The 17,211-nt window shown below is 33.9% G+C and carries 16 protein-coding genes; 10 read left to right on the top strand and 6 right to left on the bottom strand.

Annotated features, from left to right (window positions below; translation table 11 throughout):
- The first annotated feature begins 114 nt into the window (after window positions 1-114).
- From QO190_RS01610 to QO190_RS01590, 5 genes are all read left to right on the top strand, one after another.
- Window positions 115-1,128 (top strand): TrkA family potassium uptake protein, encoded by a 1,014-nt coding sequence (locus tag QO190_RS01610; RefSeq protein WP_371481236.1) that lies wholly within the window; start codon window positions 115-117, stop codon window positions 1,126-1,128.
- 99 nt (window positions 1,129-1,227) lie between these two features.
- Window positions 1,228-1,938, top strand: a complete 711-nt coding sequence (locus tag QO190_RS01605; protein ID WP_104793134.1) for a hypothetical protein — start codon at window positions 1,228-1,230, stop codon at window positions 1,936-1,938.
- Window positions 1,939-1,947: 9 nt separating this feature from the next.
- Window positions 1,948-2,436 carry a 6,7-dimethyl-8-ribityllumazine synthase gene (ribH, locus tag QO190_RS01600; protein WP_371460990.1) on the top strand — a complete coding sequence of 163 codons (489 nt, stop codon included), beginning with the start codon at window positions 1,948-1,950 and terminating at the stop codon, window positions 2,434-2,436.
- 36 nt (window positions 2,437-2,472) lie between these two features.
- Window positions 2,473-4,557 carry an LTA synthase family protein gene (locus QO190_RS01595; protein WP_371460989.1) on the top strand — a complete coding sequence of 695 codons (2,085 nt, stop codon included), beginning with the start codon at window positions 2,473-2,475 and terminating at the stop codon, window positions 4,555-4,557.
- Between the two features lie 45 nt (window positions 4,558-4,602).
- Window positions 4,603-5,454 (top strand): neutral zinc metallopeptidase, encoded by an 852-nt coding sequence (locus tag QO190_RS01590; RefSeq protein WP_371460987.1) that lies wholly within the window; start codon window positions 4,603-4,605, stop codon window positions 5,452-5,454.
- A 53-nt stretch (window positions 5,455-5,507) separates the two neighbouring features.
- On the opposite strand, the gene QO190_RS01585 is transcribed toward QO190_RS01590, so the two are convergent.
- Both QO190_RS01585 and QO190_RS01580 read right to left on the bottom strand, forming a co-directional pair.
- Window positions 5,508-6,014: a hypothetical protein gene (locus QO190_RS01585; protein WP_371460986.1), complete on the bottom strand. Its 507-nt coding sequence runs from the start codon at window positions 6,012-6,014 to the stop codon at window positions 5,508-5,510.
- A gap of 121 nt (window positions 6,015-6,135) precedes the next feature.
- Window positions 6,136-6,672, bottom strand: coding sequence for an RNA methyltransferase (locus QO190_RS01580; RefSeq protein ID WP_371460984.1), 537 nt, complete (start codon window positions 6,670-6,672; stop codon window positions 6,136-6,138).
- A 222-nt stretch (window positions 6,673-6,894) separates the two neighbouring features.
- Between QO190_RS01580 and mutS the strand changes: the two genes are divergently transcribed.
- Window positions 6,895-9,474: a DNA mismatch repair protein MutS gene (gene mutS / locus QO190_RS01575; RefSeq protein WP_371460982.1), complete on the top strand. Its 2,580-nt coding sequence runs from the start codon at window positions 6,895-6,897 to the stop codon at window positions 9,472-9,474.
- A gap of 16 nt (window positions 9,475-9,490) precedes the next feature.
- Here the strand turns inward: mutS and QO190_RS01570 are convergent, their stop codons facing one another.
- The gene (locus QO190_RS01570; protein WP_371460979.1) at window positions 9,491-9,895 is read right to left on the bottom strand and encodes an energy transducer TonB; all 405 of its coding nucleotides are present in this window, start codon (window positions 9,893-9,895) and stop codon (window positions 9,491-9,493) included.
- Window positions 9,896-9,923: 28 nt separating this feature from the next.
- Between QO190_RS01570 and QO190_RS01565 the strand changes: the two genes are divergently transcribed.
- Both QO190_RS01565 and QO190_RS01560 read left to right on the top strand, forming a co-directional pair.
- Window positions 9,924-10,292, top strand: coding sequence for a DUF2809 domain-containing protein (locus tag QO190_RS01565; RefSeq protein ID WP_371460977.1), 369 nt, complete (start codon window positions 9,924-9,926; stop codon window positions 10,290-10,292).
- Window positions 10,289-11,644 (top strand): DUF4403 family protein, encoded by a 1,356-nt coding sequence (locus QO190_RS01560; RefSeq protein ID WP_371460975.1) that lies wholly within the window; start codon window positions 10,289-10,291, stop codon window positions 11,642-11,644. The genes QO190_RS01565 and QO190_RS01560 overlap by 4 nt, the downstream gene beginning before the upstream one ends.
- Here QO190_RS01560 and QO190_RS01555 read toward each other — a convergent pair.
- Window positions 11,641-12,855, bottom strand: a complete 1,215-nt coding sequence (locus QO190_RS01555; protein WP_371460973.1) for an NAD(P)/FAD-dependent oxidoreductase — start codon at window positions 12,853-12,855, stop codon at window positions 11,641-11,643. The two genes, QO190_RS01560 and QO190_RS01555, sit on opposite strands and share 4 nt — an antisense overlap.
- 328 nt (window positions 12,856-13,183) lie before the next feature.
- Here QO190_RS01555 and QO190_RS01550 point away from each other — a divergent pair, with 328 nt between their 5' ends.
- Both QO190_RS01550 and thiL read left to right on the top strand, forming a co-directional pair.
- Window positions 13,184-13,684, top strand: a complete 501-nt coding sequence (locus tag QO190_RS01550) for an acyl-CoA thioesterase (protein WP_371460971.1) — start codon at window positions 13,184-13,186, stop codon at window positions 13,682-13,684.
- 52 nt (window positions 13,685-13,736) lie between these two features.
- Window positions 13,737-14,789: a thiamine-phosphate kinase gene (thiL, locus tag QO190_RS01545; protein WP_371460969.1), complete on the top strand. Its 1,053-nt coding sequence runs from the start codon at window positions 13,737-13,739 to the stop codon at window positions 14,787-14,789.
- 90 nt (window positions 14,790-14,879) lie between these two features.
- Here thiL and QO190_RS01540 read toward each other — a convergent pair whose 3' ends face one another.
- Together QO190_RS01540 and pepT are read right to left on the bottom strand one after the other, a co-directional pair.
- A complete protein-coding gene (locus tag QO190_RS01540; RefSeq protein ID WP_371460967.1) occupies window positions 14,880-15,731 on the bottom strand; it encodes a UDP-2,3-diacylglucosamine diphosphatase in 852 nt (283 codons plus the stop codon).
- Between the two features lie 103 nt (window positions 15,732-15,834).
- Entirely contained in the window at window positions 15,835-17,085 is a 1,251-nt protein-coding gene (gene pepT / locus QO190_RS01535) for a peptidase T (RefSeq protein ID WP_371460964.1), read from the bottom strand.
- Between the last annotated feature and the right edge of the window lie 126 nt (window positions 17,086-17,211).

Raw genomic sequence — 17,211 nt, 5'->3', positions numbered from 1 at the left:
CATTTTGCAATTTTCAGCTCATATTTTTGATGCTGAAAAACATTGTAATATTTTTTTTTCAAATCGTCAATCATAACTGTAATTTTTGTAAATTTATACAAGAATTCATGGATAATGAATAGGTTTTCTGCATTATATAAAAGAATATTAATTTTAGTTGTCTCCATTCTCATTTTTGTCTTATTGGGAGCATTAGCGCTTATGTATTCTGAGAAAATGAGATTTCTAGACGCGGTTTGGTACAGCATTATGACGCTCACAACCGTAGGTTTTGGAGTGCCTGATAATTTCTCAGATTTAGGAAAAATCATTACTATTTTTTTAATGCTTTTCGGTGTGGGAGCTGTGCTTTATGGTTTAACAGCACTTGCATTAGAATTCTTTAACGGAAATTTCGCCAAAGAATACAAACAAAATCTCATCAAACGCAATATGAAAAATTTAGAAAATCACATCATCATTTGTGGTTTCGGGAGAAATGGCAGACAAGCCGCCAGAAAACTTATTCTCCACAAAAAACCTTTTGTTATTATTGACAAAAAACCGCTAGAAAATAGAGATGATGAGTTCCGCAACACTATTTTTATCCACGGAAATGCGGTAGAAGATGAAATCTTGATAAAAGCTGGAGTAGAAAAGGCAAATGGAATCATCGCTTGTTTACCATCTGATGCAGATAATCTTTTTATCGTAATCAGTTCCAAAGAATTGAATCCAAAAATTAAAGTCATCAGTAGAGCTTCTAACAGCAGCACCATCAAAAAATTGAAAACTGCAGGTGCCGAAAATGTAATTATGCCAGATAAAATTGGCGGCGAACACATGGCTTCTCTGCTTATCACCCCAGATTTGGTAGAATTTATTGACAATATTGTGCTAGAAGGTACCAAAAAAATTAACGTTTTAGAAATTTATACCGATAAACTTTCAAAAGATTTTATCGGCAAAAAATTAGAAGAACTAAAAATTTTCCCAAAAACAGGATGTAAAATTGTAGGCTACAAAGACGTTCATGGCGAATACATCATCAATCCTGACGAAAGTAAACTCATAGAACCGAATAGTTGTATTTTCATTCTTGGGCAACCTCATCAGATTGAAAACCTACAAAACATGTATCCTCAATAAGACAAATATTTCTCATAAAAACCCTAACTGAAAACCACTGAAAATAAATATTGTATATCACAATAGAAACTATTATTTTTGCATTTCAATTTCAAAATTATGACAGACAAGCATAAAAGCAAAAAAGAGCTAGAGAACGAAGGAAAAGAAACGGTAGAAATTTTTCAAGATTTAGACCAAACCGCGCTCAAAACAGAGATGTTCATTGAAAAATACGCTAAACAAATCGGGATTATTTTCGGTGCTGTAGTATTAGCAGTTTTAGGATACTTTGCTTATCAGCAATTCATCGCTAATCCTAAAAATGAAGAAGCTACACTGAGCTATCTGGCTGCTCAAAAAAACCTTTCAGAAGGAAAAGATGACATCGCACTAGGTGGAAAATCTGCTGCAAATCCAGGATTCAAAGGTACTTATGAGCAATTTACTAGCACTGATGCAGGTAAACTTTCTGCTTACAATGCAGGTTTACTAAAATTCAAAGAAGGTAAATACCAAGAAGCTTACGATTTATTAGATAAGTTTTCTTCTGATAATAAAATCTTAATGGCTCTAAAATATGGAGCAATGGGAGATGCTCAAGCAAATCTTAACAAAAATGAAGATGCTCTTTCTCTTTTAGATAAAGCTGCTTCTGCTTCTGATGATGCTTACACTTCTTATTACTTTACAAGAAAAGCTGGTTTACTAGCACTTGCAATGAAGAAAAACGCTGAAGCTAAAAAATACTTCGAAACCATCGAAGAAAAATATGCAGATTATGACGGCGGTACTTCTGATGCTTATATAGAAATGGTAAAAAACTTTTAAAAATATAAAATGGCAACTGTAAATCTTTCGGATTACAAACCATTACAAATCTCAAATGCTGATTCTTTTAGAATCGGCATTGTTGTTTCAGATTGGAATGATTTTGTAACATATAACCTTCGCGATGCAGCGATACAAATTCTAGAAAAAGAAGGCGTAAAAAAAGAAAATATAGAAATTTTTTCTGTTCCTGGTGCATTTGAATTAAGCTACGCTTGCATGCAATTGTGTGCCGCAGAAAACCACGATGCAGTAATTGCCATCGGCAATGTAATTAGAGGAGAAACTCCACATTTTGATTACGTTTGCAGCGCTGTAGCTCAAGGAATTAAAGATTGTAATGTAATGACAGATGTTCCGGCTATTTTCTGTGTTTTGACAAATGATAATAAGGAACAATCTTTAGCAAGAAGCGGCGGAAACCTTGGAAACAAAGGCGTAGAAGCGGCGGTTACTGCTCTTAGAATGATTGAATTCAGAAGAAATTTGAATAAATAATCAAATTCTACACACAAATCTCAAAATTGTATTAAAATGTATCTTCAAAAAGTAAAACCTTTTCTCTATTTAGGAATTTTTTACCTTATCGTTTCCTTTTTATTAAGGTTAGTATTTGTATTCCACCCGATTACGACTGCAGATTTTTCTTTTGCAGAAGTACTAAAGGTTACTTCACTAGGATTAGTGAATGACATTTTGGTATTTACAATTGCCAGTAGCTTTTTAGCGCTTTATTTTTTATTCCTGTCAAACAGTAAATATCAAAAACCTTACGGACAAATCATCCTAGGAGTTCTGGTTCTTGCTTTTATATACATTTTAGCTACCCCGAATAATATTTTCAAACAATATGGAGGTGGCGTTGTGAAAATTGTTTTGGCATTTCTGGGACTTAAAATTTTATTTTTTGCATTGATGCTGTTTCTACCAAAACAAAGGCTTAAAATCAGAAATAGTTTATACTTTACCACGCTATTCTTGTACGTGCTTTTGATTATCTTCAATGCCGTTTCAGAATATTTCTTCTACAATGAATTTGGGGTTCGTTATAATTTTATCGCGGTAGACTATCTTATCTACACCACCGAAGTTATAGGAAATATTATGGAAAGTTATCCTATCATTCCTCTGTTTACTGCTATTTTCGTAGTAACAGGATTGGCAACTTGGTGGATTTACAAAAAAACCAAAGACAGCCTTCTACAATTACCTAATTTAGTTCAAAAGTTTACTTTATTAGGTGTTTTTGCTGTTTTATTGGGAATTAGTTTAAGCTTTGCAGAGAAAATTAACCTTAAAAAAGGAAATATTTTCCAACAGGAAATCGCAGCCAACGGAATGGTAAAATTCTACGAAGCTTTCAGTAATAATACGTTAGATTTTTTCACCTTCTATCCTACTGTTGACCAAAAAACCGCAGAAAAAAACACTCTGATTCCTTTAGGAACCACAACTTTAAGCAGACCTATCACTTCAGAGAAACCAGAATTACAAAAAAATGTGGTTCTCATTTCTATAGAAAGTTTGTCTGCAGCTTACATGAAAGCTTACGGTTACGAAGAAAGTGTAACTCCTTTCTTAGACCAGTTGGCACAAAAAAGTTTATTTTTCACCAATTTATACGCAACAGGAAACAGAACGGTAAGAGGTTTAGAAGCATTAACGCTTTGTATTCCGCCAACCGCTGGAGAAAGTGTAATTAAAAGAGAAAAAGAAAACAAAAATAAATTTACCACAGGAAGCGTATTTAAGTCAAAAGGTTACAGCGTTAAATATTTATACGGTGGTTACAGCTATTTTGACAATATGAAAGATTTCTATGGAGGAAATGGCTACGAAATTGTAGATAGAGATAATTTTACGCCAGAAGAAATCACTTTTGCTAATGTTTGGGGAGTTTGTGACGAAGATATGGCCAAAAAAGCCATCAGCGAAATGAACAAAGATTATAAAGCTGGTAAACCTTTCTTCCATCATTGGATGACGGTTTCTAACCACAGACCTTTTACTTATCCAGAAGGAAAAATAGACATTCCGGCAGATTCTAAATCTAGAAAAGGTGGCGTAAAATACACCGATTATTCTATCATGAAATTTTTTGAAATGGCTCAAAAACAGCCTTGGTTCAAAAATACCGTTTTCGTGATTGTAGCAGACCATTGTTCATCTAGTGCTGGTAAAACAGAACTTCCGATGGATAAATATAGAATTCCGGCGATGATTTACGCACCAGAATTTGTGGCGCCACAGAAATTCTCACAAGTTACTTCTCAGATAGATGTAATGCCTACTGTTTTGGGATTATTGAACTTCAAATATCAATCTAAATTTTTAGGTCAAGATGTATTTTCTAAAAATTTCGTTCCTAGAGCCTATATTGCAACTTATCAGGATTTAGGATTTATAAAAGACAATTACCTTACCGTGATTTCTCCTACCAAAAATATTAAGCAATATCAATTAGTTCAAAAACCTAATACCAATACCTCAACTGAGTTTAACATTTATTACACCGAAAATCTTTTACAAGACAATCCTAGAAAAGATTTGGTAGATCAAACCATTTCAAATTATCAAAGTACAAGCTTTTGGCTAAAAAATAAAATGCTCGACAAATAATTTTTTATTACATTTATCCATCATTAAATTTTAAATATTAAAATTATGAAATGGACAAACGATAGAGCAGATAACGTAGATGATAGAAGAGGTTCTGGTGGTGGCGGAATGCTAGTTGGTGGTGGACTAGGAACCTTAATCATTGCTGCAATTATATTTTTCTTGGGAGGTGATCCTTCTGCTATTTTAAGTAACGGTGTTGGAAACGCTCCTCAAACAGAACAAAGAGAACTCACTGCTGAAGAACTTCAGGTAAAAGAATTTGTAAGAATGCTTTCTGCAGAAAATAACCAAACTTGGACTAAAATTTTCTCAGAAAACGGAATGCAATACAGAGAACCGAAAATTGTACTCTTCGAAAATGTAACGCAATCTGGTTGCGGAACTGCACAAGCTGCGATGGGACCATTTTATTGCCCTGCAGATGAAACGGTTTACATGGATATGAGTTTCTTTGGGGAAATGCAACAGAAATTTGGCGCTCGAGTTACAGAATTTACGGTGGCCTATGTTTTAGCTCATGAAATTGGGCATCACATCCAGACGATTTTAGGAACTACTCAACAGGTAGATAAAATGCGCAGAAGTGGACAATATTCTGAGGGTGAAATGAATAGAACTTCAGTAGCTACAGAATTACAAGCAGATTTCTACGCAGGTTTATGGGCAAAACAAACCGATAACAGAGAAAAATTTCTGGATTCTCAAGATATCCAGAGTGCTATGGAAGCTGCAGCTGCAGTAGGCGATGATAATATTCAAAAAAGAACGGCAGGTTATGTAAACCAAGAAGCTTTTACTCATGGTAGCTCGAAACAACGTGTGGAATGGTTCATGAAAGGTTATAATTCTGGTGATATAAGACAAGGAAATACTTTCGACCAACTTTTAAAATAAAAAAAAATAAAATCCCGAAAATTATCGGGATTTCTTATGCGGATAAGTTGAACTTATTTTTTCTTCTTTTTGTTGGTGTAATCAAAATACAATAACGATTTCACTATTTCAGGATAATCAGCATCTTTTTCAGTATAAAACTTTTCTAGAAGTGCCAGATTATTATCCAAATTATCAGAATCTAAAATTTCTAATTTATTTCTCACTTGAGAGCTATCATAAGTAGTTCCTGAAATGATATTTCCCTCTTGAGAAATTCTAAAAATAAAAGTGTCAGGATTATAACTGCTTTTCCCTTTCAAAAAAACTGGCGTTCCCGTTCCTTCAATTTTCAGAATTACATCATCTAAATGTTGCACATCATAATCAGCTTCATATTGCACCATAATATCGTCATATTTTACTCTCACCGTGGTTTTGTAATCATTTTTAACGATAATAGAAGCGGTGTACGTTTTATTGGAAGTCCATTTCACAAAACCATAACTATTGATGCCACAACTTTGAGAAAAGACGAATACTGAAAATATCAGCAAGAAAAGAGCGTAAAGTTTTTTCATAACAGAGTGATTTAATATTATAAAAATAGAGATTATTTTATTAAATCAACACTTTTTATAAAAAATAATTTTGAATTTTTAAATAATTTAAAGACTTACCTTAAAAATTCATCAATCCATTTTATTTCAATCCTTTGAAAAATTCCCACATTACGATTCCACCGCAAACCGAAACATTAAGGGAATGCTTGGTTCCCAACTGTGGAATTTCTAGACATTCATCTAAATCTGTTAAAATCTCATCAGAAATTCCTTCTACTTCATTACCTAAAACCAAAGCATATTTTTTAGTTCTATCAATATTAAAATCTGTAATCATCACAGAATTAGTAGTTTGTTCAATTCCAATAACTTCGTAACCTAACGTTTTTAAATCTATGACGGCTTCTTTTACACTCTCATAAAATTGCCAATCTACACTTTCAGTTGCGCCTAATGCTGCTTTGTGAATTTCTCTGTGAGGAGGTTTCGGAGTAATGCCACAAAGAATAATTTTCTCCACCAAAAAAGCATCAGCAGTTCGGAAAGCCGCCCCTACATTATGCATACTTCTTACATTATCTAAAATCACCACCAACGGAATTTTCTCTGTCTTTTTGAAGGTTTCTACATCTATTCTTCCTAATTCTTCTAATTTCAGTTTTTTGGTAGGGCGCATTTTCGTATTTTTGGGCAAAATTAAGGTTTTCCAACGCAAGGACGCAATATAAATTTTGATTTTCAGTATGCTTTTAAGTCGCAATGATTTTGTCTCTGACAAAATTTTATTTTTTTGAACAAAATCATTCATCTCTGATGAATCTTTGCGACGTAAAAACAGTAATTTTGTAAAAAATAGTTTTAACAATATCTTGCGCCTTTGCGTTAAAGAATAAATCATATGGCAAAAAAAGAAACTCCGTTAATGACTCAGTACAATACCATCAAAGCGAAATATCCAGATGCTTTGTTGCTTTTCAGAGTGGGAGATTTCTACGAAACTTTCGGGCAAGATGCCATAAAAACTTCTCAGATTTTAGGAATTGTTCTTACCAAAAGAGCCAATGGAGAAGGTCATATTGAGTTAGCAGGTTTTCCGCATCATTCTGTAGATTCTTACTTGCCAAAATTGGTAAGAGCCGGAATGCGTGTTGCGATTTGCGACCAATTGGAAGACCCAAAAATGGTGAAAGGTATCGTGAAACGTGGCGTTACAGAATTGGTAACTCCCGGTGTTACGTTTAACGAGCAGGTTTTGAATTCCAAAAAAAATAATTTCTTGCTTTCTCTTCACAAAGAAAAAGAGAAATTTGGGATTGCGCTAGTAGATGTTTCTACGGGTGAATTTCTGGTTGCAGAAGGAAATTTAGAGAAATTACTGCACATTGTTCACACTTTTGATCCTGCTGAAATTATTTACCAAAGAACCGCCGAAATTCCTTCTCAACTTAAAAATAAAAACTGTTTTAAGTTAGAAGATTGGGCGTATCAATATAATTTTGCTTACGAAAAACTGAATTCCCATTTTAAAACCAAATCTCTAAAAGGTTTCGGGATTGATGAACAAAAATTGGGGATTACCGCAGCAGGAGCGATTTTCGCTTATTTAGTCGAAGACACGCATCACGCTCTTTTACAGCACATTACCAAAATACAAAGCATTCCGCAAGATGATTATTTAATGATGGATAATTTCACTTTGAGAAATTTAGAAATTGTACATTCTAGTAATTTTCAAGGGAAATCTTTGCTCGATATCATTGATAAAACTTCCACAGCAATGGGAGGAAGATTGCTTCGCAGAAGATTGATTTTACCGCTGAAATCTGTGAACGAAATCAACCGAAGACTTTCTCTGATTGAATTTTTCAACAATGAGGATTCTTTGAAATTTGAAATCCTAGATTTATTAAAAGGAATTTCAGATTTAGACCGATTGGTTGGAAAATTGGCTGCCGAAAAAATTTCACCGAAAGAACTCGGTTACCTTCGTCAGAGTTTAATCAATATTCAGAAAATCAGAGAATTATTGAGTTCTCATCACGATGTTTTGGCTTGGCTAGAACCTCTGAACAATTTAGAAGAACTCATTTCTTATCTTCTGAATCATTTGAATGAAGAACTTCCGGTAAACCTCAACAAAGGAAATGTCATCAAATCTGAAGTTTCGGAAGAACTCGATAGATTGAGAAATCTTCAAAGCAAAGGGAAAGGTTTTTTGGATGAAATGTGCCAAAGAGAAATCGAAAGAACAGGAATTTCTTCCCTGAAAATTGATTTCAATAATGTTTTTGGTTACTACATTGAGGTTAGAAATACACATAAAGACAAAGTTCCAGAAGATTGGATTCGTAAACAAACTTTGGTAAATGCAGAACGTTATATTACCGAAGAATTGAAGGAATACGAAACTCAAATTCTCGGCGCAGAAGAAAAAATTTCACAAATTGAACACCAATTGTATCGTCAGGTTTGCGAAAATGTGATGATGTACATTGACCAAATTCAAGAAAATTCTAACTTAATTGCGCAGTTAGATTGTGCGGTTTCACTTTCTGAATTAGCAATTTCAGAAAATTATACCAAACCCGTTCTCAACGAAACTTTTGCGATTGATATTAAAGAAGGAAGACATCCCATTATTGAAAAATCACTTCCTTTAGGCGAAAAATATATTCCGAATGATGTTTTTCTAGATAAAGATGCTCAACAAATCATCATGGTAACGGGTCCAAACATGGCGGGTAAATCTGCGATTTTGAGACAAACTGCTATTATTTGTTTATTGGCGCAAATCGGAAGTTTCGTCCCTGCAAAACATGCCGAAATTGGCATTTTAGATAAAATTTTTACCAGAGTTGGCGCTACCGATAATATTTCTGCTGGGGAATCAACTTTTATGGTAGAAATGAACGAAGCTGCCAATATTTTGAATAATATTTCGGAGAGAAGTTTGATTTTACTAGATGAAATCGGCCGTGGAACTTCTACTTATGACGGGGTTTCCATTGCTTGGGCGATTGCAGAATATCTTCATCAGCATTCTACTCAACCGAAAACACTTTTTGCAACGCATTACCACGAACTCAATGAAATGAGCGTGAATTTTGAAAGAATTAAAAATTTCCACGTGACCATTCAGGAGAATAAAGGCAATATTATTTTTCTCCGAAAATTAGTTTCTGGTGGAAGTGAACACAGTTTCGGGATTCACGTAGCAAAATTGGCAGGAATGCCTTCAAAAGTAGTAAACAGAGCTTCTGAAATTCTGAAAACGTTGGAAGATTCTCGCTCTCAAAGTGGTTCCACCGAAAAAATAAAACGGGTAACCGAAGAAAACCTTCAACTTTCTTTCTTCCAACTCGATGATCCTGTTTTGGAAAACATCAGAGAAGAACTCACGAAAATTGACATCAATACTTTAACACCAATTGAAGCGTTAATGAAGTTGAATGCGATTAAAAAGATGATTGGGAAGTAAGGTTTTAATGTATTGATTAGTCAAACGTCAAATAAAGAGGAACTTTAAATCTTTGCCTTGCTGGAAGATTATTAATTAAAGCTGGTGCCCATTTAACATCAACTTTTTTTATTGCGTTTAAAGCTTCTTTATTGAATTGTTTATTCTCACCAGAAACGGAAAAATCACCTAAAGAACCATCTTTTTGAACTACGAAAACAATTACTGTAAAAATTCTACCTTTCTTTTTATATTTTACTTTTGAGGTATCAAAGTTTTCCATTATTAATTTTTTAAAAACTTCAAAACCTTCTGGGAATTCAGCATCTTTGTCTTTGCTATAATAAATTTTTACTTTTTTCCCATCAATAATTGTGTCTTTTACTTGCCCAAAAACAAAGCCACTAAAAATAAGAGTGAAAAGTATAATAAACTTATTCATATAAAGTTTTTATCAAAGATACAATAATATGATTTTTAATTACAAATATTTCTTAACAACTATATTTCTATTTCTAGCAGAGGCTTCCATCGCTACTATTTTCAAAGATATTATTTGGTTAAGGGCTTATTTTGGCGATGTTTTAGTGGTAATTCTTATTTATACTTTTATGCTAACTTTCCTTGATATTAAAAACAAAATGCTTCTCAACATTGGGGTTTTCTTATTTGCTTGTGTCATAGAATTTGCTCAATATTTTCATTTTGCAGAATTATTAGGCTTTCAAGACAATAAAATTACCATGATTATTCTCGGAAATTCTTTTTCTTGGATTGATATTTTGTGCTATGCAATGGGTTCTTTTTGTATTTTTACTTTCCATAAGATTTTAAAATGAGACTATCACTTCTATTCATATTTTTATCCATTTTTGGATTTTCACAAACTGAAACTTATCAATTTCCTAAGATTCCTTCTAGCATTTCCGTGCCCATTTCTTTGCCGATTTCAGAAATCCAAAGATTAACGAATCAATCCATTACAGGAACACTTTACGAAGACCAATCCTATGAAAATAATGATAATGACCAACTGAAAACCAAAGTAGAAAAAGATGGCGAAATCACGATGAAAGCATTAACCAATAATAGATTACTATTTTCGGTTCCGCTTAAAATCTGGGCAGAAAAAGGTATCGGAACTTTGGGTTTATATTCTTACCAAGAAACCCAATTCAGAGTGGTGATGAATTTTATTTCATCCGTAGAATTTCTACAAAATTGGCAAGTAAAAACCACTACTTCTACCGCTGGTTTTGTTTGGCGAGAAAAACCAGTCTTAGATTTTGGGAAAATAAAATTTCCTTTAGCCAGCGTCATTGAAAAAATTCTGGTGAAACAACAAAAGGATTTTACCACTGTGATTGATGCGCAAATCCAACAAAAAATGAATCTTCAACCGTATATTCTCAAAGTGTGGAATAATTTTTCTGAACCTATGAAGATTTCTGATGAATACAACACTTGGCTGAAAATCACTCCGCAAACCGTAAAAATGTCGCCTTTAGAAATTTACCTTGACAAGATGAAAACTACAGTTTCCATTGATTTGTTCTCGGAAACTTTTGTGGGAAGCAAACCTTCGAAAAATCCTTTGGTGAATGCGGTTCCTTATTTTACTCCGGCTCAAAATCTGGGTAGAGAATTTCTGCTCAAAACCACCACGAATATTCCTTTTTCTGAAGCTACAGCGATTGCCCAAAAACAATTTCAAGGCAAAGAATTTCCTTTTAACGAAGGAAAATCAAAAATTAAAGTAGAAGACATAAAAGTCTATGCAGAAAACGAAAATGTAGTCATCGAAATTCAAACTTCGGGAAAAGTAAATGGCATTTCTTATATCAAAGGAAAACTCGTTTATGACGCCCAAAAACATAAAATAGGATTCACCAAATCTGATTTTAAACTGAAAACCAAAAATATTTTTCACAAAGCGATTACTTCACTTTTTGAAGGAAAAATCGTGAAAATGATTGAACAAGACTACGGAATTCCGTTTTTAGACCTCGAAAAAGCATCAAAAAGATCTATTGAAGAAAGTTTCAATAAAGAATACCAAAAAGGATTTAAACTTTCGGGAAAGGTAATGGATTTTAAACCTACAGAATTCTTAATTTCTGATGAACATATTACAACGGTAGTTGATACTTATGCAAAAGTAGAATTGAAAATCGAGGGAATGAGTTTTTAATTTTTAGCATTCAAATCCTGCGCAATCAGCCATGCTTCGCTCCAACATGCTTGGAAATTAAAACCACCAGTTACCGCGTCAATATTCAGAACTTCCCCTGCAATATAGAAATTTTCTAAAATTTTAGATTCCATCGTTTTGAAGTTAATTTCTTTTAAATCCGCTCCACCTGCTGTTACAAATTCGTCTTTAAAGGTAGATTTTCCTTTGACTTGCATTGTATTTTCGCAGAGATTTTCTAGAATTTTTTGGAGTTCTTGCTTCGTGATGTGCGAAATATTTTTTTCTAAATCTACTTTAGACAACCAAAGAATTCTATGCCAAAAGCGAGTGGTAATTTCAAAAACTTTCGCATTCCCAATAGTTTTCTTGGGATTTTCTTCTCTGTAATTTTTGAAAACTTCTTCCGCTTGTTCTTTGTCTACGCCTATGAAATTTACTTTAATTTCAAAATTGTATTTCAGATCGGCGAGTTCTCTCGCTTTCCATGCTGAAAGTTTCAGAATTGCTGGCCCAGAAAGTCCCCAATGCGTAATGAGAAGTGGTCCAAATTCTTCCATTTTCAATTTTGGAATAGAAACTTCTGCATGAGGAAAACTCGTTCCCATTAAATCATTCAGCACATCATTTTTGATATTAAAAGTAAACAATGACGGAACTGGCGAAACAATTTTATGCCCTAAATTTTCAATCATTTTCAAAGATTTCGGCGAACTTCCTGTGGTGTAAATCACATAATCGGTGAAGATTTCTCCTTCTTTGGTGATGATTTTATATCCTTTTTCTAATTTCTGAATTTCTAAAACGACTGATTGTGTTTTGATTTCAAAGTTTTTAGTTTGAACTTCTTTCAAAAAACAATCCATAATGGTTTGAGAGGAATTACTTTCTGGGAAGATTCTGTTGTCATTTTCTATCTTCAACGAAACATTTCGTTGAGCAAACCAATCCATCGTATCTCCTGGTTGAAATTTACTGAAAACACTCAATAATTCTTTGCTTCCTCTAGGATAAAATTTCACCAATTCACGAGGATCAAAGCAGGCGTGAGTTACATTACATCTTCCACCTCCAGAAATTTTTACTTTTTGAAGGGTTTCATTATTTTGTTCTAAAATAGTAACATAGTATTTTTCTGCATCAAGGTTTGCTGCACAGAAAAATCCTGCAGCGCCTCCTCCAATGATGGTGATTTTTTGCTTGTTTTGCATATTTTTTTTCACGCAAAGGCGCAAAATTTAATTTTTAAAAATAAATTGCTTTTTAAGGCGCAAGTTTTTCATCAAAGATGAAAATTGAAAAAATAGCGTCTTAATTCTTTGCAAAAATAAATAAAACATTGCGCCTTTGCGATAAATTTTTCTAAACCACGATTATTACGTAATTTTGAATCTTGAAAAATAAGTGATTTTATAACGGAATTGCGCCCCGAGTTGAGTGGAGCTCTCCCGAAAAAATATTTTTTAAAGAATGTAAAAAATATTTTTTCGGGAAGCGGGAACGGAACGAGGAATTTGGCGCCATAAAAAATAAAAATTTATGATTTACTACCATAAACACGAAGTTCGCTGGAGCGATATAGATGCCAACAGACATTTAGCCAACTCTTCTTATGTGCAATATTGTGCGCAAACGAGAATGGCTTTTATGACAAAACACAAAATGGGTGTTGCTCAACTCAACAGATGGGGAATTGGCCCCGTAATTTTGCACGAAAGATATTCTTTTTTTAAGGAAATTTATGCGGATCAAGAAGTGATTGTTTCGCTAGAAATTTCTGGAAGTTCTGAAGATGCAAGCATTTATCAGTTCACACACAAGTTCTATTTACCAGACGGTACACATTGTGCAACTGCAGAAGCAACGGGAGTTTGGATAGATATGATGCTGAGAAAAACCACTACTCCACCAGATGATATTTTGGTGGTGATGAATCAGTTTAAGACCGAAAATACTAAACTGCTTTCTAGAGAAGACATTAAAGCATTGCCTTTCCGTCCGGAAAATATAGATGCGAGTTTAATGGATTTAAATCGTTAAATTTTAAAAAATTAAGAGTCAAAATGTTTGGCTCATTTTACGCTTTACAATTATGTTAGAAGATAAAAAACCTCAATTAACGCCAATTTCTGAATTAGGAGAATTTGGATTGATTAAACGCCTTACCAAAAATTTTCCGATTAAGAATTCTTCCACCGAACGTTCTATTGGTGATGATGCAGCAATCATAAATCCTGAAGGGAAAAAAGTAGTGATTACGTCTGATGTTTTAGCAGAAGGAGTGCATTTTAATTTGGGCTATGTTCCATTGAAGCATTTGGGATACAAAGCAGTTGTTGTAAATCTAAGCGACATTACCGCAATGAACGCTGTTCCTACACAGATTTTAGTTTCTATGGCGGTTTCTAACAGATTTCCCGTGGAAGCTCTTGATGAAATTTACGATGGAATTTACAGAGCTTGCGAAAAATACAATGTAGATTTAGTAGGTGGAGATACTACCAGTTCTACGTCTGGTTTGATAATTACGATTACTGCAATTGGATTAGAAAATTCTGAAAATTTAGTGACCAGAAATGGTGCTAATACCAATGATTTATTAGTAGTTACCGGAGATTTAGGTGGCGCTTATATGGGTTTACAAATTTTGGAAAGAGAACATGCTGTTTATCTCACCAATCCAAATATGCAACCCGAAATGGAAGGCTACGATTATATTTTGGAACGTCAATTAAAACCTGAAGCAAGAACAGACATCAAGAAAACTTTAGAAGAACTCGATATAAAACCGACTTCTATGATTGATGTTTCTGATGGTTTGGCTTCGGAAATACTGCATCTTTCTGATCAAAGCAAAGTAGGTTTCAGATTGTATGAAGAAAAAATTCCTCTAGACACACTTACGATTACTACTGCAGATGAATTTAACCTGAATCCTGCAATGTGTGCATTAAGCGGCGGTGAAGATTATGAATTATTGTTCACCATTTCTCCAAATGATTACGAAAAACTAAGAAATCATCCAGATTTTACGGTGATTGGTCATGCTGTAGATTTGGAACAAGGTAATTTTATGGTTTTACGAGGAAGCAACGAACTGGCTCAAATTACCGCGCAAGGTTGGGATGCTTTTTTGAAAAAATAAATTTCTAAGGAAAATCTCTCGCAGATTTTACGGATTAAGCAGATTATCAAATAATCATCTGCTAGATTTGCTAAATCTGCGAGAATTAATTTAAACTTTTTGAGTTGCAAATTCTGCAAAAACTTTTGGATGAATGAGCTCTTCCATATTGACAGAAATATCATTTTTCTCAATAATAGGTTTTTCAAAATCTTTTTCGTTAAAGAATTTTAAACTCCATTCTCCATGATTGTATTCTAACCAAGAGAGATTTTCAACCCAGTCGCCAGAATTCAGGTAATGAACACTTCCTTTTTCCGTTGTCCAAATTTTATCTGCCGGTTGATGAATATGTCCGCAAATTACGTAGTCGTAATTATTGTCAATAGCAATTTCAGTGGCTTTTTTCTCAAAATCTCCAATAAATTTCACCGCTTTTTTTACCGAATTTTTTACTTTTTTAGAAAGCGAAACTTTTCCTTTCCCAAATTTTTCTAAAATCCAATTGATAGCTCTATTCACCAAAATCAACCAATCATAACCCATTCCACCTAATTTGGCAATAAATTTTGCAGAACCTGAAGTAGTATGATCAAAAACATCTCCGTGAAAAATCCAATGTTTTTCGCCTTCAATTTCTAATAAATATTTATCGGTAAGAAAAAGATTTCCCATCGATAAATCGGTGTATTTTCTTAAAAATTCATCGTGGTTTCCTGTAATGTAAATTACCTGAGTTCCTTTTTTCATCATTTTGAAAAACTCACTCAAAACTGCCATGTGAGAATTTGGGAAATACCTTTTAGAAAAAGCCCAACCGTCGATAACATCACCATTGAGAATTAACACTTTCGGAGAAACACTTTTGAGATATGCCACCAATTCTTTAGCATGACAACCATACGTTCCCAAATGAATGTCTGATAAAACAACTACTTCTACTTCGCGTTTTTGTTTTGCCATAAATAGTTTTTGTAAAATTAATCTGGCAGTGTTAATTGGTGATTAACAAAGTTTTAAATTTTAATCCTTCAAGGATTTAGAATCCTTGAAGGATTGTGTTTATTTATTTCTTCGCTTTCGCGATATTCACAATTACTTTCACAGCTTTTTCCATTGATTCTAGCGCCACATACTCATACGGTCCGTGGAAATTTTCTCCACCTGCAAAAATATTTGGGCAAGGCAATCCCATGTAAGACAATTGTGCACCATCAGTTCCACCTCTAATTGCTTTAATTTTCGGCTCTATGTTGGCGTCTTTCATCGCTTGTTCTGCAATTTCTACAATGTGCATTTTGCCTTCAAATTGCTGTTTCATATTTCTGTACTGCTCTTTAATTTCTATTTCGGCAGTATTTTCACCATGTTTTGCATTAAATTCTGCTACTTTTTCGGTGATGAATTTTTTACGATTTTCAAATTTATCAGCATCGTGGTCACGGATAATGTATTGCAATTTAGCTTCAGAAACATCTCCTTTGAAATCTGTTAAATGATAAAATCCTTCAAAACCTTTTGTGGTAGCTGGAGTTTCATTAGCAGGTAACATTAGTGCAAATTCCACTGCAAGAAGTCCTGCATTTTTCATTTGACCAAAAGCATAACCAGGGTGAACAGAAAGCCCATTGATTTTCACCACTGCTCCTGCTGCATTGAAGTTTTCGTATTCTAATTCGCCTACTTCACTTCCGTCCATTGTATAAGCATATTCTGCCCCGAATTTCGCTACATCAAATTTGTGAGCTCCTCTTCCGATTTCTTCGTCTGGAGTAAAACCAATCGCAATTCTTCCGTGTTTAATGTCTGGATGCGCTAAAAGATATTCTGCTGCAGTTACAATTTCTGCAACTCCCGCTTTGTCATCAGCTCCAAGAAGCGAAGTTCCGTCTGTAGTAATCAATGTTTTTCCTACATATTTTTTCAGACTTGGGAATTTTTCAGAAGAAAGCGTGAAGCCCGTTTCTTTGTTGAGCACCAAATCTCCACCGTTGTAATCTTCCCAAATTTGTGGATTTACATCTTTCCCGTTAAAATCTGGTGAAGTATCATAATGTGCGATAAATCCTACAGTTGGCTCATTTTCAGAAATATTAGAAGGAACATACGCCATGATGTAACCATTTTCGTCCATAGAAACATCAGTAAGTCCTAAATCTTGCAATTCTTGGAAGATGTATTTCGCAATGTCCCATTGCTGTGGAGAAGAAGGCGTCGTTTCGCTTTCTGCATCACTGGTTGAATATATTTTTACATAAGTCAGAAAACGGTTCAGAAGACGCATTTTCCATTCGTGATTGAATTCTATTGTCTGCATTTCTTAATTTTTATTTCTCACAAATTTACAGATTTTTGACGGGATGATGGATTTTAGATGATGGATGTTTCTTAAAAAATATTTGGCGCCAAATTCCAGCTTTCGCTACTCGCTTTTTTTCTAAAA

The sequence above is a fragment of the Cloacibacterium sp. Arc13 genome (assembly GCF_041431305.1).
Taxonomy (GTDB): domain Bacteria; phylum Bacteroidota; class Bacteroidia; order Flavobacteriales; family Weeksellaceae; genus Cloacibacterium; species Cloacibacterium caeni_B.
This window is presented reverse-complemented; position numbering and strand designations above follow the sequence as displayed.

Excerpts from the sequence above, each read along its gene's own strand:
- QO190_RS01610 (WP_371481236.1), top strand. The coding sequence starts at position 115 with ATGAATAGGTTTTCTGCATTATATAAAAGAATATTAATTTTAGTTGTC.
- QO190_RS01605 (WP_104793134.1), top strand. The coding sequence starts at position 1,228 with ATGACAGACAAGCATAAAAGCAAAAAAGAGCTAGAGAACGAAGGAAAA.
- ribH (WP_371460990.1), top strand. The coding sequence starts at position 1,948 with ATGGCAACTGTAAATCTTTCGGATTACAAACCATTACAAATCTCAAAT.
- QO190_RS01595 (WP_371460989.1), top strand. The coding sequence starts at position 2,473 with ATGTATCTTCAAAAAGTAAAACCTTTTCTCTATTTAGGAATTTTTTAC.
- QO190_RS01590 (WP_371460987.1), top strand. The coding sequence starts at position 4,603 with ATGAAATGGACAAACGATAGAGCAGATAACGTAGATGATAGAAGAGGT.
- QO190_RS01585 (WP_371460986.1), bottom strand. The coding sequence starts at position 6,014 with ATGAAAAAACTTTACGCTCTTTTCTTGCTGATATTTTCAGTATTCGTC.
- QO190_RS01580 (WP_371460984.1), bottom strand. The coding sequence starts at position 6,672 with ATGCGCCCTACCAAAAAACTGAAATTAGAAGAATTAGGAAGAATAGAT.
- mutS (WP_371460982.1), top strand. The coding sequence starts at position 6,895 with ATGGCAAAAAAAGAAACTCCGTTAATGACTCAGTACAATACCATCAAA.
- QO190_RS01570 (WP_371460979.1), bottom strand. The coding sequence starts at position 9,895 with ATGAATAAGTTTATTATACTTTTCACTCTTATTTTTAGTGGCTTTGTT.
- QO190_RS01565 (WP_371460977.1), top strand. The coding sequence starts at position 9,924 with ATGATTTTTAATTACAAATATTTCTTAACAACTATATTTCTATTTCTA.
- QO190_RS01560 (WP_371460975.1), top strand. The coding sequence starts at position 10,289 with ATGAGACTATCACTTCTATTCATATTTTTATCCATTTTTGGATTTTCA.
- QO190_RS01555 (WP_371460973.1), bottom strand. The coding sequence starts at position 12,855 with ATGCAAAACAAGCAAAAAATCACCATCATTGGAGGAGGCGCTGCAGGA.
- QO190_RS01550 (WP_371460971.1), top strand. The coding sequence starts at position 13,184 with ATGATTTACTACCATAAACACGAAGTTCGCTGGAGCGATATAGATGCC.
- thiL (WP_371460969.1), top strand. The coding sequence starts at position 13,737 with ATGTTAGAAGATAAAAAACCTCAATTAACGCCAATTTCTGAATTAGGA.
- QO190_RS01540 (WP_371460967.1), bottom strand. The coding sequence starts at position 15,731 with ATGGCAAAACAAAAACGCGAAGTAGAAGTAGTTGTTTTATCAGACATT.
- pepT (WP_371460964.1), bottom strand. The coding sequence starts at position 17,085 with ATGCAGACAATAGAATTCAATCACGAATGGAAAATGCGTCTTCTGAAC.